Origin of the sequence: Vallitalea maricola (assembly GCF_036985595.1) — a bacterium.
GTDB lineage: Bacteria > Bacillota > Clostridia > Lachnospirales > Vallitaleaceae > Vallitalea > Vallitalea maricola.
Window position 1 is genome coordinate 23,564 of the sequence record NZ_BTPU01000063.1, and the last position, 16,785, is coordinate 40,348.

At 31.5% G+C, this 16,785-nt stretch carries 16 protein-coding genes; 10 read left to right on the forward strand and 6 right to left on the reverse strand.

The features are described 5' to 3' along the window. Window positions 1-52: 52 nt before the first annotated feature. A complete protein-coding gene (locus AACQ14_RS17410; RefSeq protein ID WP_339364862.1) occupies window positions 53-676 on the reverse strand; it encodes a YgjV family protein in 624 nt (207 codons plus the stop codon). A 327-nt stretch (window positions 677-1,003) separates the two neighbouring features. Here AACQ14_RS17410 and AACQ14_RS17415 point away from each other — a divergent pair, with 327 nt between their 5' ends. The 5 genes from AACQ14_RS17415 to AACQ14_RS17435 all read left to right on the forward strand — a co-directional run bounded on the left by AACQ14_RS17415 (window position 1,004) and on the right by AACQ14_RS17435 (window position 6,440). Further along, window positions 1,004-1,801 carry a MerR family transcriptional regulator gene (locus AACQ14_RS17415; protein ID WP_339364863.1) on the forward strand — a complete coding sequence of 266 codons (798 nt, stop codon included), beginning with the start codon at window positions 1,004-1,006 and terminating at the stop codon, window positions 1,799-1,801. Window positions 1,802-1,919: 118 nt separating this feature from the next. After that, window positions 1,920-3,917, forward strand: coding sequence for an oxidoreductase (locus AACQ14_RS17420; protein WP_339364864.1), 1,998 nt, complete (start codon window positions 1,920-1,922; stop codon window positions 3,915-3,917). Window positions 3,918-4,197: 280 nt separating this feature from the next. After that, window positions 4,198-4,677 (forward strand): helix-turn-helix domain-containing protein, encoded by a 480-nt coding sequence (locus AACQ14_RS17425; protein WP_339364865.1) that lies wholly within the window; start codon window positions 4,198-4,200, stop codon window positions 4,675-4,677. A gap of 17 nt (window positions 4,678-4,694) precedes the next feature. Continuing rightward, window positions 4,695-5,537: an alpha/beta fold hydrolase gene (locus tag AACQ14_RS17430; RefSeq protein ID WP_339364866.1), complete on the forward strand. Its 843-nt coding sequence runs from the start codon at window positions 4,695-4,697 to the stop codon at window positions 5,535-5,537. 711 nt (window positions 5,538-6,248) lie between these two features. Then, window positions 6,249-6,440 carry a structural protein gene (locus AACQ14_RS17435; RefSeq protein ID WP_339364867.1) on the forward strand — a complete coding sequence of 64 codons (192 nt, stop codon included), beginning with the start codon at window positions 6,249-6,251 and terminating at the stop codon, window positions 6,438-6,440. On the opposite strand, the gene AACQ14_RS17440 is transcribed toward AACQ14_RS17435, so the two are convergent. From AACQ14_RS17440 to AACQ14_RS17460, 5 genes are all read right to left on the reverse strand, one after another. Then, window positions 6,437-7,153, reverse strand: a complete 717-nt coding sequence (locus AACQ14_RS17440; protein ID WP_339364868.1) for a hypothetical protein — start codon at window positions 7,151-7,153, stop codon at window positions 6,437-6,439. The genes AACQ14_RS17435 and AACQ14_RS17440 overlap by 4 nt on opposite strands. Before the next feature lie 78 nt (window positions 7,154-7,231). Next, entirely contained in the window at window positions 7,232-7,429 is a 198-nt protein-coding gene (locus AACQ14_RS17445) for a hypothetical protein (protein ID WP_339364869.1), read from the reverse strand. Next, window positions 7,404-7,658 carry a hypothetical protein gene (locus AACQ14_RS17450; protein WP_339364870.1) on the reverse strand — a complete coding sequence of 85 codons (255 nt, stop codon included), beginning with the start codon at window positions 7,656-7,658 and terminating at the stop codon, window positions 7,404-7,406. Before AACQ14_RS17450 ends, AACQ14_RS17445 begins: the two co-directional genes overlap by 26 nt. Beyond that, window positions 7,607-8,026 carry a hypothetical protein gene (locus AACQ14_RS17455; protein ID WP_339364871.1) on the reverse strand — a complete coding sequence of 140 codons (420 nt, stop codon included), beginning with the start codon at window positions 8,024-8,026 and terminating at the stop codon, window positions 7,607-7,609. The genes AACQ14_RS17450 and AACQ14_RS17455 overlap by 52 nt, the downstream gene beginning before the upstream one ends. Window positions 8,027-8,308: 282 nt before the next feature. Beyond that, window positions 8,309-9,724: an S-layer homology domain-containing protein gene (locus tag AACQ14_RS17460; RefSeq protein ID WP_339364872.1), complete on the reverse strand. Its 1,416-nt coding sequence runs from the start codon at window positions 9,722-9,724 to the stop codon at window positions 8,309-8,311. Between the two features lie 481 nt (window positions 9,725-10,205). Between AACQ14_RS17460 and AACQ14_RS17465 the strand changes: the two genes are divergently transcribed. The 5 genes from AACQ14_RS17465 (at window position 10,206) to AACQ14_RS17485 (ending at window position 16,708) form a co-directional block, all read left to right on the forward strand. Further along, window positions 10,206-11,273, forward strand: a complete 1,068-nt coding sequence (locus AACQ14_RS17465; RefSeq protein WP_339364873.1) for a helix-turn-helix domain-containing protein — start codon at window positions 10,206-10,208, stop codon at window positions 11,271-11,273. After that, the gene (locus AACQ14_RS17470) at window positions 11,251-12,513 is read left to right on the forward strand and encodes an FAD-dependent oxidoreductase (RefSeq protein WP_339364874.1); all 1,263 of its coding nucleotides are present in this window, start codon (window positions 11,251-11,253) and stop codon (window positions 12,511-12,513) included. The genes AACQ14_RS17465 and AACQ14_RS17470 overlap by 23 nt, the downstream gene beginning before the upstream one ends. 388 nt (window positions 12,514-12,901) lie before the next feature. Beyond that, window positions 12,902-13,570 (forward strand): hydrogenase nickel incorporation protein HypB, encoded by a 669-nt coding sequence (hypB, locus tag AACQ14_RS17475; RefSeq protein WP_339364875.1) that lies wholly within the window; start codon window positions 12,902-12,904, stop codon window positions 13,568-13,570. A 35-nt stretch (window positions 13,571-13,605) separates the two neighbouring features. Next, window positions 13,606-16,284 carry an FAD-dependent oxidoreductase gene (locus AACQ14_RS17480; protein ID WP_339364876.1) on the forward strand — a complete coding sequence of 893 codons (2,679 nt, stop codon included), beginning with the start codon at window positions 13,606-13,608 and terminating at the stop codon, window positions 16,282-16,284. Window positions 16,285-16,366: 82 nt separating this feature from the next. Beyond that, window positions 16,367-16,708, forward strand: a complete 342-nt coding sequence (locus AACQ14_RS17485) for a hydrogenase maturation nickel metallochaperone HypA/HybF (protein WP_339364877.1) — start codon at window positions 16,367-16,369, stop codon at window positions 16,706-16,708. Window positions 16,709-16,785: the final 77 nt, after the last annotated feature.

The following is a 16,785-nucleotide window of genomic DNA, read 5'->3' on the forward strand; positions in this document are numbered from 1 at the left end:
TGAAAAAAGGGCTGAATCAGCCCTTTTTTATTAGCAATAAAAATAATGATGATTATAACGATTTCATATAACATTTTTCATCCTCTATAGAATCTAATTCAAACCCCATCTTCAATAGATATTTAATATGCTGCTCATTTGAAGAAAAACTAACAAGGTTATAGAAACCTTTATCAGTAAAATATTCTTTATTCTTGTCAAAAACATATTTAGCTATCTTGAAATCCCTGTATTCAGGTACTACAAAATCAAGATTTATTTTAAGGGTATCATCATTTAATTTTGTTGACATGAATATTCCAGCTGGAACCATGTTTCTTAAAATATAGAAAGCTACATCTGAATCTTCAATACTGAATTCTGATTCTGAGAATTTTTTGATTTCATCTTTATAAAAATCAAGAAAATAGTCATAATAAAGTGAATGTTTTTTGATTGGCAGTATTTTAAAATATTCCTTATAGTTATATATTTTGAATAAGAAATAGATATTAATGAAGCATATACAAAGATTCATCAATCCTACAGGTAAAGCACCTATTAAAAAACCATATAATGAAAACAATAAAGAACCAATTAGACTAATCCATCTCAATTTTATTATAGAACTCATAAGTAAAGATATTAAAACAATAAGTGAAGCTAAATAACCTAGCCATTCAAGCCAATTATCCATGGTGTAACTCCTCTCTAGTGTAAGTGGTGTAATACGCCGTTATTCTCTTTTCTTCTTGGGTTATTATTACCATTTTAATAAAATAATATAATCATGTGAGTGGTCCATATACAAAGACTGTTAATATAATTTATATGATGCAGAATAAATGTTAAATAAGTTGTTTCATTATAACAGATATTCTATACTAATAAAAAGGACATTTTAGCTTGTTTTAGAACTTTTTTATTTTATAATTACACGTTATAATACTTTATAAAGGAAGGTTACAATGTAAATACTAATCCGCATATACCTAAAGTTACTTTAGGTAGGAAGGGGCAGGTTATGAAGTATAGTATCACAGATTTAGCAGAAATTCTTGGATGTACCACTAGCGCTATCCATTATTATGAAAAGGAAAATTTGATAAAAGTAGAGAAAGGAAAAAATGGTCATCGCTACTACAATGTAGTAGATGTATTCAGATTACTTTCTTATGCTAAGTACCGTTCTATGGAAATCCCTATGAAAACCATCATTACCCAATTTGGTGGAAATGAAAATAATTATAAATTAATAGAAGAAAGAGAGACAAGATATCAACTAGAAGCAATCAAAAAAGCCAAGTACTATATGAACTTAGCAAATGCCATTGAAGATCATCTTGTCAGCATAAGAAGAATCGAACAACTCTTAAATAAATATGAGTTAGCTCAATCCCCAGAAGTCACCCTTATGTGTGATGATGAGTGTGGATGGCTGTCAAAGAAACGTAGTTCACAAAAAATAATTCACAAGTGGGTAAAAGCCATGCCTGTTGTACAGTTAGGGGTAATTGATGAAAGAATGGGAATGAGCAATTTCGGATATTTGGTAAGGACTGAGAAACTAGAAGAATTAGAGCTGCCAGCAGGATTATATACCAAAAAATTAGAAAGCACATCCTGTCTACACACAATAGTAGTGGCAGATGAAGATTTTACTCTAAAGCCACAGAAAGTATTCAAAAAAGCTTTTGATTATGCTAATAGCAAAGGTCTTGAAATAGGGGAAACAGCTTGGGGTAAGATACTATTAGTAGAAGTAGAAAAGGAAGCAAAACTCCATCCATATATAGAATTATGGATTTCGATAAAAATATAACAATATCCTCTTGCAAGTAAAGTTCCTTTATGTTCTATACTGAAATTAACATCAATATTAGATGTAAGATAGTTGATAACAAAATACATTTAAGATGATTTTCAGGAGGGCGAAAGATATGAAGGAAAAGTATAAGGTACTTTATGATCCAATTAAGATTGGTGAATTGGAAATTAAGAACAGATATGTCCTTGCTCCAATGGGACCAGGTGGAATGTGTAACGCAGATGGTAGTTTTAATGAAAGAGGAATAGAGTTCTATGTGGAACGTGCAAAAGGTGGAACTGGATTAATTATGACTGGTGTAACAATGGTAGAAAATAACATTGAGAAATGTGCATTACCATCTATGCCATGTCCTACAATTAATCCCTTGAATTTTATTACAACAGGTAATGAAATGACAGAAAGAGTTCATGCTTATGGTTCAAAAATCTTTTTACAATTGTCAGCAGGATTTGGAAGAGTTAGTATACCATCTATAGTGGGAAAAGTAGCGGTAGCACCATCACCAATACCACATAGATTTTTACCAGGAGTTACATGTCGTGAATTGACAAACCAGGAAGTAAAAGATTATGTAAAAGCATTTGGTGAGTCAGCAGCCATTGCAAAAAAAGCAGGATTTGATGGTGTTGAGATACATGCAGTACATGAAGGATATCTATTAGATCAGTTTGCTATATCTTTCTTTAATCATCGTACTGATGAATACGGTGGATCATTGGAAAATCGTTTAAGATTTGCTTGTGAAATAGTGCAAGAAATCAAAAAACGTTGTGGAGAAGATTTCCCAGTATCTCTTAGATACAGTATAAAGAGCTTCATCAAGGATTGGTGTAAAGGCGGATTACCTGATGAAGAATTCCAGGAAAAAGGAAGAGATATTCCAGAAGGAATCGAAGCAGCTAAAATACTTGTTGAAGCAGGATATGATGCATTAAATGGAGATGTAGGATCTTATGATTCATGGTACTGGAGTCATCCACCAATGTATCAAAAGAAAGGATTATACCTTCCATATAATGAAATTCTTAAAAATGCGGTAGATGTACCTATTATAACAGCAGGTAGAATGGATGATCCTGAATTAGCCAGCGAAGCCATAATATCAGGACAAACAGATATGATTGCATTAGCAAGACCACTTCTTGCAGATGCTGATATACCTAATAAGATATTTGAAGATAAATGTGAAACTATCAGACCATGCTTATCTTGTCAAGAAGGATGTATGGGAAGACTACAGACTTTTGCAACAGTTTCTTGTGCGGTAAATCCTGCATGTGGACGTGAAAAAGATTATGGATTAGAAAAAGCAGAACATATCAAAAAAATTCTTATCGTAGGTGGTGGTATCGCAGGAATGGAAGCTGCAAGAGTAGCAGCTATAAGAGGACACAAAGTGACATTACTTGAGAAAAACGGTTATCTTGGTGGAAACATCGTTCCAGGAGGAGTTCCAGATTTTAAAGAAGACGATCATGAGCTTATTAAATGGTATGAAGTTGTATTAAAAGATTTGGGAGTGGATATTAGATTAGATGTTGATGCTTCAAAAGAAATCATAAAATATTTTGCACCTGATGAAGTACTTATAGCAACTGGGTCTAACCCAAGACAATTAGCTATCAAAGGTGCTGACAATGTTTACGTTGCTGAAGACGTGCTAATGGGAAAAGAAGCTGTTGGAGAACAAGTTGCAGTTATTGGTGGAGGTCTTGTTGGTTGTGAGACAGCTCTTTGGTTGAAACAACAAAATAAAGAAGTTACTATCATAGAAATGCAGGATGATATTCTTAAGATAGGTGGACCTCTTTGTCATGCTAATCACGATATGCTTCATGAGTTAATTAAGTACAATAAGATTGATGTTAAGACAAGTTCTTATATAAGTGAAAAAACAGAACAAGGTTTTGTGTTAAATGAAGATGGACAAAAATCAATCATTGATGTTGATAGCGTCATTGTTGCTATTGGATACTCTTCACAAAAAGATTTATTCAATGATATTAGATTTGATATTCCTAATGTAAGATTAATTGGGGATGCTAATAAAGTGCAAAATATTATGTACGCTATATGGAATGCATATGAAGTAGCTAAAAATATCTAGGATGTTTTTATAGAAAGTGTGTAGAAGATTAAGTATTAATATGTAGTATACATCTATAAAGTGAGTTAATAAAAGATAAACCTTCATAGTGATATATTTTAATGTAATATCACTATGGAGGTTTTTTGTATATTAGGACTATTTGATAATAAGCTATTATTTATTGATTGGTTGTTCGTAAAAGTACATATAATTACATAAAGGTATATAAAGTTATAAAAAAGGTTGAAAAAATATTTTGAGTATGATATCATTAAGAAAAAGAAAGGCGATGATACAAATGGAAAATAAATTTTATACAGTAGACCAAGTTGCTGAAATGTTGAAGATTCACCCTAAGACAGTGCGAAAATACGTAAGAGAGGGGAAATTAAGAGGTACAAAAGTTGGAAAACAATGGAGGGTTACAGGACATGATTTATCCTTATTTATGGAAGGTGAAGAGAATATCGTTCCTGAAAACTTCCATGAAGTAACACATGATTATTCTGTTTCAGATAATAAATCCAACAATACTAATGACAAGATTTCTGTTTCTACAGTAATTGATATTGTAGTTAAGAATAGAGATGAAGTAGATAGAATTTCAAATACTCTTGTAGCGGTTATGAATTCAAAAGACCCTGAGTATGGAAATTCAACAATCAACATTCAATATATTGAAAAAACTCATAAATTAAGAGTTATGCTATGGGGAACAATCTATTTTACTGAAACCTTACTAAACTGTATATCCGTATTAACAGATAATAATGATTAAGAAATGAGGTAGATGAAATGAAAACAAACTCAATCTATAAATCTGATGAAGGAAAGGCTTTGATAATTAATCATTATGATAATCTAATACAAAAGTGGCCTGTAGACAAAGAAATAATTAATATCGATACAAGTTTTGGCAATACATTTATTATTGTAAGTGGGGATGTAGGAAATAAGCCTATTATTCTACTCCATGGTTCTTCAACAAATTCTGTCATGTGGATGGGAGATGTTGAAAAACTCAGTGAAACTTACAGAGTATATGCCATTGATATAATTGGAGAACCTGGAAAAAGTGATGAGAATAGACCAGATATGAATGATGACCATTATGGAAAGTGGTTAGATGAGGTCATAAATGCTTTAAGTATTGAGAAAGCAATAATTATTGGAAATTCACTTGGAGGCTGGATGGCATTAAAATATGCAACTTATAAGCCTGAAAAAGTTGAAAAGCTTGTTTTATTAGCCACATCAGGCATTACTAACGGTAAGATGTCTTTTATGTTCAGGGTTATGCCATTGATGCTTTTAGGCGAAAAAGGAATTGATAGATTAAATCGAATTGTCTATGGAAAAGAAAAGATACCTGAAGTAGCTTTAGAGTTCGGTAAGCTAATCATGAAGTACTATAGACCACGTATGGGATCTTTACCAGTATTGACAGATCAGGAATTAAATAAGTTAACAATGCCTACTCTATACATGGGAGGAGAAAATGATGCATTATTGCCTACTAAGAAAATTGCAGATAGAATAAGTAGGATTATCCCAAAAGCTAAGATTAAGGTTTTAAAGAATACTGGGCATGTGTTGATTGATGTGGTTGATGATGTAGTAATTTTTTTGGGTGGATAGTTATTGAAGAAGAGATTAAATATTTTATAGTATCATTACAGTATCTATAAGAATTATTTAATTATCCCTTCCTAATAGTTTACAATTGTTGTCTTACTTACTCCATTTGGTCCGCATATTAATATCTTATCTGAACTATTTATTATAGCTTAAATTATTTATTACTCTATTTTTTCCGTTGGTATAAAAAAAGATACTGACTTGTATTCAATATTCTTTTTATCAATATACTAATAGGATGGTAAAACGTATATATAACCGAAGCTAATTGGGCAGGGGCTAAAACTAATGAAATATATTGTGTTATTTCAAACATTGTTCCGCAGAAGTCTTATTTTGCTAGATAATATAGTAAATAGGCTAGTTGTTACTACTGAGGCCAATACATTAATTAAACTCACTGTTTGTTGAAAAGAAGCAAAGTCAAAATGTGCAAGCAACGAATTATAGAAGAAAAAGACTTGAAATCCTGTATAAATTGCAAGTGATGTGGTAGCAATGGTAAAAACACCCTTCAAGGGTTGTAAAAACCTTGTTAGTATTGGAAGTCTTGCACTGTCCAAACAACAAATAAAACAGAATGCTAAAAGGTTGCTTTACATAAAAGCTTATTGAAGAAGCAAATGCAAAGTTTCTGAAGAATGGGGAATTACACATTACATTTACCTTGCAACATTGGACAATAAGACTCACCAATGTTGCAACGGTTGGATGAAAAAACATGCTTTCAAAGACCCTATGGCAGAAAGTAACTTTCCACCAATGCACCCCGATTGCAGGTTAACCATTACAATGATATTCCTGACGAGCTGTATGACAAAAGGTCTGCAAGGGACAAAAACAGACAGCTTGGATTGGTTTCAAAAAAGAATAGTACCAAATCTATTCAAAATCGAATGCTAGTCGATAGAATCATATATTTTGTTGATTGCGTATAGCGCCAAATAGTTCTTACACCTCTTTTGCTTATATAAGTATTCATCTACTAGTACTTGCTCAAGTTCAACATCTGACATTTTTTTTATATTATCAATTGTTTTAAAAGCATGTAATAAAAAAATACCATCATAAATAGTTATTTTTTTTTCAATGAAGTATTGCTTTTCTTCAGGTGTAAACATAGAATCCCACGATACTTCCGGTTTTGTAAGTGAATGATACTCTGAATATGTTAATTCTCCAACTGGGTAAGCTTTCAACTTAGGATATCTATTTATTATAGAATAATACAGATCGTTAGGAATTATCTGTTTTTCCATAAAATTGAAATAATCTTGATTTGTTTTTAGTGAATCAGCCATATCCGAATATCCATCAGCTATCAATTTTTCAAGATGTTCATCCATTAAAGGTCTAATATCTACAAGTTTGTCAAGATTAATATTCTTAATTTTGATATTCATGGATGTATCAAGTAGCGAATATGCATCATAATTCAGTTTAATTTCATCATAATCGATTAAACCTGTACTATGATCATAAAATTTATTCACGAATTGCTTATCGATATTGTAATAATCCTCAATATTATAATTTTTTTTTGATGAAATGTTGATTAAAAATATGAAGATAAAAACTGATACAACAACTATTATGGTTAATCCAATTTTTTTCATATATTTTATTTACTTGTCTATCTGTAATAGATAGCCAAATTATCCCTTCTGTTTTATTGTGTATATAAACTCTCTTAATTAGTTCCACTCAGGAACATCGCCTTGCAGATGACATCTGATATACATATATGGATTATCTGAGTATTGTCTGTTCTTCGAATTATCATGATGATAGGTACCGAAATGAGTGTCCTTTGGTCCATTGTTTACTGAGAAATGTAGATGTTTTCCATTACCTGGTACACCAGTTTCATTCTCTTCCAAATATTGAACCATTAAGCACATTACCACTTTTAGGGTATGAACCTACAGTACAATGCATATAAAATACAGTGTAGTTTGCACTTTCATCTTGTGGAAATGAAGAATGTACATACATACCTGCAACACCATAGCTATCATAGTTTACATCAAACGCTTCTGCTTGATATTCATATGGATAATATACCGCTTTCAGATCAACACCACCACCACCCAAATCAATAGCTTCATGAGCTTGGCGCATAGACCATGACCAACAAGCCCACAAGCTTTGAGAGCTATAATTGCCAGATAAACCCATAACTTGCTCCCATAACTCTTGCGTAGCGGTAGCAGCAATATCTGCATTGCCCAAACATGAGTCCTTGATGAAATCAGAAAATAATCTGCTACACCACTATTATAACCATCAATAACAACTGGTTCATAGTCATTAACCCTATCTTCGCCATACTCATAAGATTTAGTTGTATAAAAACCATTTGCTAATAACTCTTTTCTCTCGGCATCATAATTTATTCCTTTTTGCAGCATCAATTGATTTTTAGCAATATAAGACTTTACTCTATCAATTTTATACTGATACTCTTTTTTTAATATATCAGTAATCACTTCATCTTTTTCATCGATTATTGCTTTAACATTTTCGTATTCTTTTAATAAGTAAATAGCATCATCAATTGTAATATTTGTCTACCTTAACTGAGCTACTTCCGTTTCTGAAAAAGAGTTCCCTCTGTTGGCTTTAAGAAATTCATTATACTTTCCATTTAATAGAAAGCGGCATATATAACTCTTTAAAGGGGAATATATGCCGTTTCTATAAAAAATAGTAATGAATATTTAAGGGTTTTGTGTTGTGTTTTATACTATAAAAACATCATTAGAATCTTATTATAAATTACTATAAAAATTATAAATAGCCATATACGCTTCCTCATAAGTAAATTTATTCTTTGGTGAAAATACGTTATCTTTACCTATAGCTATAATTTCTTTTGAAGATACATAATTGACACTTTCTTTTGCCCAACTACTAATTTTATCCTTATCAGCATATTCATAAACAATATAATCTGAATCTTTTTCTAATACAGATGCAGTTTTATGGAGTATTGTCGCAACTTGTTCTTTTGTAAGAAGTCCTTCTGGGTCAAATCTCCAGTCGCTTATACCATTTATTATGCCTAATGAATGTAGATTAAAAATTGATTCATTACTTGTATCACAAAAAGGATTGTTAGTATCAATTTTACATTCTCCACCTGGACCAAAACTACCACGATAGTACCACTCTTTTTTCAATCCTTTAGTTTCAACAAATTCTTCTAATGTCATCTTTGTTTCTTTTTCTATTAGATTAATAATAAGTTTACAAAAATCCAAGCGTGTTATGTTTGAAGTATATAAACCTGCGAATGTGTCTCCTTCAGGGATTAATCCTAACTCAGCAGCATTTTTACATGTCACTTTTGTAGAAGCACTTGGGTTCTGAGGTATTGCTCTTCCCCACAAATTAGCTAGACTCGTTACACATTTTGCCTTATCAACTAAGATCTTATTTAATAAATCTATTTTCCCTTTTAATGGAAGGTCACTTTCTTCCATAAGCATAGTTCTTAATTGTACAGGTGAATTACCAGCTATTACTTCAAATAGAGTAGCAAAGTCTTCAGAATAATTTTTTGTACTATAATCTCTTACAAAATATTTATAATGAGAATCAGTCCATTTGTCGCAACCCTCATTCTTATAACCTAATCCATCGTTAATACTAGTCCATTCTTTTTTTAGTTTTTCATAACCATAGATATCATTTATGTATTTATGAACGTAATGTCCCATTTCATGAGCGATTGTCCATTCTGCAAAGCTATTACCTATTGGGTTTGGATAGTAATTCAGATAAATATGTTTACCGCTATCAGAAAAACTTCCACCAAGACTTGTTTGCTTATATATGAATCTTATATTAGTCTTGATACCTTTTGATTTATAATAAGAAGTCATTTCTTTAATTAATCCATCTGGAAATCTAGAATAAATCTTATCCATCATTTGAAGTAAAGAATCTTTAGGCCAAAAGCCTTCTTCGACTGTTATGGTAACACCATATTTTTTCTCTAGTTGTGGTATATTCATTTTAGGATATTCCATCTTGAAAGCTTTTTTAGAATCTTTAGATGTATTGCTAGAAGCTATTCCTTCATAATTTAGTGATGCAAAATTATTCCAACTAGCATATGTTTGATTAGGAATAAGAAGAATCATGCCTATAATCAGACAGGAAATAATTAGTTTGTTTTTCATAATGATACCTCCATTATTTATAAGTATAATATTTAGTACTACAAATTACTGTTAAAAAATAAATCTTTATATAATATTTTAAATTCAATTCTAGTTAAATCTACTATTGAAGAATTATATCAGTAGTAAGTTTGCGTATATAATAAGTTATTTAAAAAATTACATATTTCGATTTATTATTTGATTTAACATAAATATATTTTATAAGTGTTTTTAAGTAATGTCAATTAATGGTTAGAAAATGATCTACTAGATCAGTATTCTATAACGCTCATTTCAATCAAATATTTATATAATTAATTAAATTGTTATATATAAACTTGAGTTATGAATCGTATGATTTTTGCATAAGTGTAATAATTATTAACCAAATAGGGACAAAAAAGATTACTATAATAAATTGATTTTATTAAGCATTTAGACTAGAATGTATATATAAAACAAACTCTTATTCATAATTTATGAAAAGTGAGGGACTGATATGAAAGCAGAAGTTTTTAATTCATACAACAAATATATGATTTTAAAACATGCTTTGAAAGAAAACAATGTTTCACAGACATGTAACCTGTTTGGAATTTCAAGAACCACATATTACAATTGGAAAAGGGCTTATCTAAAACATGGTATGGTGGGACTAGAGATCAAAGAACACAAAAAGCCTGTAATGCCTAATAAAGTTAATAAAACAATAGAAAATGAAATTCTATCTTATGTACAAAGATTTCCTGAAGATGGACCCAATAGAATCTACTATGAGTTAAAAGCTGAGGGGTTTGATATTGGGGTATCGGGGATTTATAATGTCTTGAAAAGAAACAATCTATCAAAAAAAGTTCAAAGACTACAATATTGTAAGAACAAAAAACAAAATTATAGAGGAAATAGAAATAATAGAAACTTAATAAGATGTTTTGAAAACCCAAAAACATCCTATGTAGGTTATTTAGTCATTCAAAGAATTGATTTTATAGGTACATTTGAAGGTATTGGTAAAATATATCAATATACCCTCTATGACACTTATTCAAAATGGGGTTCTGTTAAGATATATAATAAAAAACAAGATATAGATATCTGGGATTATTTTGAGTTGAAACTCGGTTACTTGATGAGTACTTTAAATTTAGACATTGATAATTTATTAACAGAGAAAACAAGAGAATTCATACCCTATTTTATTAAAAATAATAAGTATAAGGATATCATGGAAGATTTTAATATTAATCACAAGTTCATTTCTCATGAAAACAATTCTATCTTCAATGATATGGATGAATTCAATAAGTTTTTGGTAAAAGAGTTCTATAGTAAAATTACTAAAGAAAATATTGACTCTTTCGATAAGGTAGAAAGAGCATTACACAAATTTCTCAGACATTATAATTTCGCTAGAAAGATTTCAAATGGCTGTAATGAAGGAAAAGTACCAGCTAAGGTCATCTTAGAAAGAGTAGCTCACAATAATGTTGATTTAGAAACATTGCCACTTTGGATTCTGACTTTGATTAATTCTCTAAAGCGGGGTGATTACAATAAAGAAAAATGATTGTAAGGTCGCTGTTATAGGTGGGGGTATTTCAGGGCTTGTAATAGCGGATGGTCTACAAGAAAAGGGATATGAAAAGGTTACTGTTTTTGAAAAAGATAATAGGGTAGGAGGTAAATTACATACTATATGGTATAAAGGAAAGTCTTATGAGCTAGGTGCTCTTTTCGGTCTGCCTTCTCAAAATAGTCTGAAGGCATTAATGAAGGCTCATAATATCAAAAATGATGGACCAAAATTATCACGGGTCAACTATGATGCAAGTGGTAATAGAATCATGCAGATACCAAAAGAAGATTTAGATGATTTTGTTGAAGAACTAGATAGATTTCCTTATATCCTCAATGAATACAGATCTCTAAAAAGAGTGAATATCCATAGTATAGAAGATTCTCTTATGCTTCCATTTTCAAAGTGGTGTGATATAAATGATTTTAGGGTTTTGAAAACAGTATATGTCCATTATTTTACAAGCTATGGGTTAGGAGATATTAATGTTATACCTGCACTTTATGTTCTTAGAATATTGGATTATGAGACATTAATGTCTTTTATGGAACTTCCTCACTTCTGTACATGGGAGAAAGGAGTTTCAACATTCATAAATACCTTGAAGCATAAAATAAAAGATATCAAGTTGACCCAGAATGTTAAAGAAATCACTAAGATGGATAATGGAAAAATATGTGTTCATACTGAGTTTGAACAATTAGAATATGATAAAGTTGTTATCACAGCTCCACTCAATCAATTTACTAATCTTTGTGGTACAGATTACCAAATGAATCAATACTTCGGTTCCATAAAATATCAAGATTTTAATGTTTATGCATTTATAGTTGAAAAGATTCCAAAGAAATGTGGTTTTGTACTAGAAAATTTATCTATAGAGAATAAAGGACATGTTATTATATGGAATTCTAGATGGGATTCAAGTGATGGAGAAGAACTAGTGATGATCTATGCTTATAATTCACCTGAAAGGTCAAAAGAAGAATCACTAAAGATTATTAAAAGTGATTTATTGAAATTGGGCTTTGTTAATCCAAGGTTTTATCTATTCAAGAGTTGGCATCAGTGTCCATACGTAGATACAAGTACTCTGAAAAAAGGATTTTATGATAAAATAGAAGAAATGCAAGGCAAAAACAACATATATATAGCTGGAGAGATTATGAGTACAGTATCTATGAATAACTGTATAAAATTCTCAAATTATATATTAAATAGATATTTTTAAGAGTTGCTTAGATGATTTAATCATTTTTGCAACTTTTTTACTTTCAAGTACAGTTTACACTTATCAATATATTATTCTCTCTAATCAGCATTACATATAGGATTAGAGATAACATTTCTGTGTAAACTAGACTTGAAATAGAAAGCCATTAAACCTTGATTTTACAAGGTTTTTCTTTTTTTGACAACACCATCATTTTCAAATATACTGAGAGTGATAAAATAATAACAATCTTTTAGAATTAAATTTATAAAAGTTAATTAATTACTTTCTATTTTTTCAGCATATAAGGTCAAAGCATATGCTTCAAAAACATTCTAAACTAACCAATTTATGAGACATAATACTTCCAATTTAAAATTTTATAAAAAAAAGGAGATAGATAAAAATGGATACATACAAGGTTCTAGAAATCAAGCAGAGTGTATTTGAGGATAATAATCGTCAAGCAGACTTGCTTAGAGAACAATTGAAAAAAGAGAAAACTTTTCTATTGAATCTAATGTCATCACCAGGTTCAGGTAAGACAACGACTCTTACAAAGACAATTAACGCTTTGAAAGATGAAATGAATATCGGGGTAATGGAAGCTGATATTGATTCAGATGTTGATGCTAACACAATTTCTCAGACAGGAGCAAAAGTGATTCAACTTCACACAGGAGGTATGTGTCATCTTGATGCCGATATGACAAAACAAGGATTGATTGGTCTTGGGACAGAAGGAATTGATTTTGCTATTTTAGAAAATGTGGGAAATCTAGTTTGTCCAGCTGAATTTGACACAGGTTCATCAAAAAATGCTATGATCTTAAGCGTACCAGAGGGAGATGATAAACCTCTTAAATACCCTTTGATGTTTAAGATAGTGGATGTTCTACTAATAAACAAAATGGATGTCATTGAGTATTTTGATTTTGACCTAGAGGCTGTAGAAGAACGTGCTAAAAAATTAAATCCAAATATTAAAATAATTCCAATATCCGCTAGGACAGGTGAAGGAATTGATGAATGGGCTGATTGGATACGTACTGAAGTGAAAGAATGGAATCAATAGGTATCATATTAAAATAAAATTTGGAGGGAATAGGCATGGTTAACGAAAAGGTATTGGAGCTTGCGAATAAGATAAGCAGGACAAAAAAAGGTTCTAAGATGGAAATAAAACCTGAATATCCAGAATATAAGATTTTGGAACCTGTCGTAACAGAAGAAATGGCAGAAGTAGCACTTTGTCTTGAACTAAGAAAACCACAGAGTGCAGAAGAAATCGCTCCCAAATGTGGTAAATCTGTAGAAAAAACAGCAAAACTATTATGGGAATTAGCAGTTGCAGGTGTGGCTTTTGTCAATAAGATAGACGGTGTTGATAAGTATTGGCATGAAATCTGGGTTCCAGGTCATATGGAAATGATGGTCAATAACAGAGAGAATGTAAAAAAATATCCACAGATAGCGATAGCCTTTGATGAATACGGAAAAAGAAAAGGGCCAATGGGAGTAGGTGTTTTTTCACCAGGAACAGGTCCTATGCGTGTAATTCCTATTGAAAGTGCAATAGATGGGGAGACTAGAAAAGCATCTTATGAAGAAGTATCCAAATATCTTAATGATAACACTATTTTTTCAGTTTCAGATTGTGCTTGCCGTACAACAAGAGAGGTTATGGGAGAAGGCTGCGGTCATCTAAAAGAAGACATGTGTATTCAAATGGGGCATGCTGCTGAATACTATATCCGTACTGGCAGAGGACGTGAGATTACAAGAGAAGAAGCATTTGAGATCATTAAAAAGGCAGAGGAAAATGGATTAGTACATAGTATACCCAATCTAGATGGTTCTGGAAAAACCCATGCTATTTGTAACTGCTGCGGTTGTTCATGTTTTTCAATGAGAATAGCAGAAATGTTTGTAAATCCTGATATGGTACGTTCCAATTATGTTTCACATGTTGATCCTGAAAAGTGTGTTGGCTGTGGTGAATGTGTGGAAGTATGTCCGGTAAATGCATTGAAATTAGGACAGAAAATATGTGCAAAGACTCCAATTGAAGAAGAGAAGAGAAAAGATTTTCCACATAATACTGAGTGGGGACCAGATAAATGGAATCCAGATTATCGTATAAATAGGAAAAATGTTGTTGATACAGGTACCAGCCCTTGTAAAACAGAATGTCCAGCCCATATTTCCGTTCAAGGTTATATCAAATTAGCATCTCAGGGTAGATACAAAGAAGCTCTGGAACTTATTAAGCATGAGAATCCATTTCCAGCAGTATGTGGTCGTGTCTGTCCAAGGAAATGTGAATCAGCATGTACAAGAGGAGATATTGATAACCCAGTTGCTATAGATGAGATTAAAAAATTCATTGCAGAACAGGATTTGACAGAAGAAAATAGATATGTACCAAAGTTACGCCATGAATATGGAAATAAAATTGCTATTATAGGTGCTGGACCTTCAGGTCTTTCATGTGCTTATTATCTAGCTCTAGATGGTTATAAAGTAACGGTATTCGAGAAGCAAAAAGTTCTTGGTGGTATGTTGACACTTGGAATCCCAGCTTTTAGACTTGAAAAAGATGTAATTAATGCAGAAATAGATATTTTAAGACAATTAGGTGTTCAGTTCAAGACAGGTGTTGAAGTGGGAAAAGATATCAGTCTGAAAGAACTAAGGACTCAGGGTTATGAGGCATTCTATCTAGCTATTGGTGCTCAAGCAGGTAGAAAACTTGGATTAGAAGGAGAAGATTCAGAAGGAGTTATAACAGGTGTTGATTTCTTGAGAGATGTAAATTTAGGTAATGAGATGAAACTAGATGGTAATGTAGTTGTTATAGGTGGTGGTAACGTTGCTATTGATGTTGCAAGAACAGCTACGAGAGTTGGTTCACCAAAAGTTGAGATGTTCTGTCTTGAAAATCAAAAAGAAATGCCAGCTCTACCAGAAGAAATAGAAGAAGCATTATCAGAAGATATAAAAATAAATAACTCATGGGGACCAAAACGAATTATTGAGGAAGATGGACGTGTTGTAGGAATCGAATTCAAAAAATGTATTTCAGTCTTTGATGAAAATGGAAGATTCAATCCTACTTATGATGAAAATGAAACAAAAATGGTTGAGACTAATCATGTATTGATATCAGTAGGTCAAAGCATGGATTGGGGTAAAATACTAGATAGCAGTAAAATAGATTTAAATAGAAATAATACTATAAAAGCAGATTCATTTACTTTGCAGACAGGAGAACCAGATGTATTTGCTGGTGGAGATGCTATGACTGGACCTAAGTTTGCTATTGACGCTATTGCTTTGGGTAAACAAGGGGCAATCTCAATACATCGTTATGTTCAGCCAGGACAGAGCTTGGTTCTTGGTCGTGATAGAAGAGATTTTCATGCACTTGATAAGGAGAATCTAATACTTGATGGATATGATCGTATGCCTAGACAAAGACCACTTCATGTAGATGGTAAGGAATCAAAGAAAACATTCAAAGATTTACGTACTACATTTACAGAAGAGCAGATCAAAAAGGAAACAGAACGTTGTCTTGGCTGTGGTGTTACTACTGTAGATGAATTCATGTGTCTAGGCTGCGGTGGATGTACAACTAAGTGTAAGTTCGATGCCATTTCACTTGTAAGGAAATATGATAAAGAAAGTGTAGATTTAGAAAAACTTAAACCAATAGTTGTCAAAAATATGATTAAACGCAAAGGCAAAATTGCAGTTAAAAAGGTAACAAAGGTCTTTAAAAATTAATCTGAACATGTTGATTTTAACCTTTTTCATAAGGTATCTACATTGAAGATTAATAAGTATAACATAAGGTCAGGTGAACAAAGTGCATGAATTAGGAGTTGTAATTGAAGTTGTAAAGACAGTACAAAACATTGCTGAGGAAAATCAATTGACTAAAATAGATTCATTGGTATTGCAGATTGGGGAATTATCTTCAATGATTCCTAGATATATTAAAGAATGTTATCCTGCCGCTGTTGACGGTACGTTATTACAGGATACCAAATTAGAAATTGAGATTATACCAGGTAACGCTCTTTGCAAAAACTGCAATAAGGTTTTCAATCTCTTAGTAAACAATGGAAAATGTCCTCACTGTGGGATAAAAGACTGGGAGTTATTAAGTGGAAAAGAGTTTATGATAAAGGAGATTGTTGCTTGTTAGAATCTCATGTGAGAATACTGATTTAACAAAAAATGTTGTAGGAGAGTTTATATGAAATTAAAAAAAGATTTTTTTAA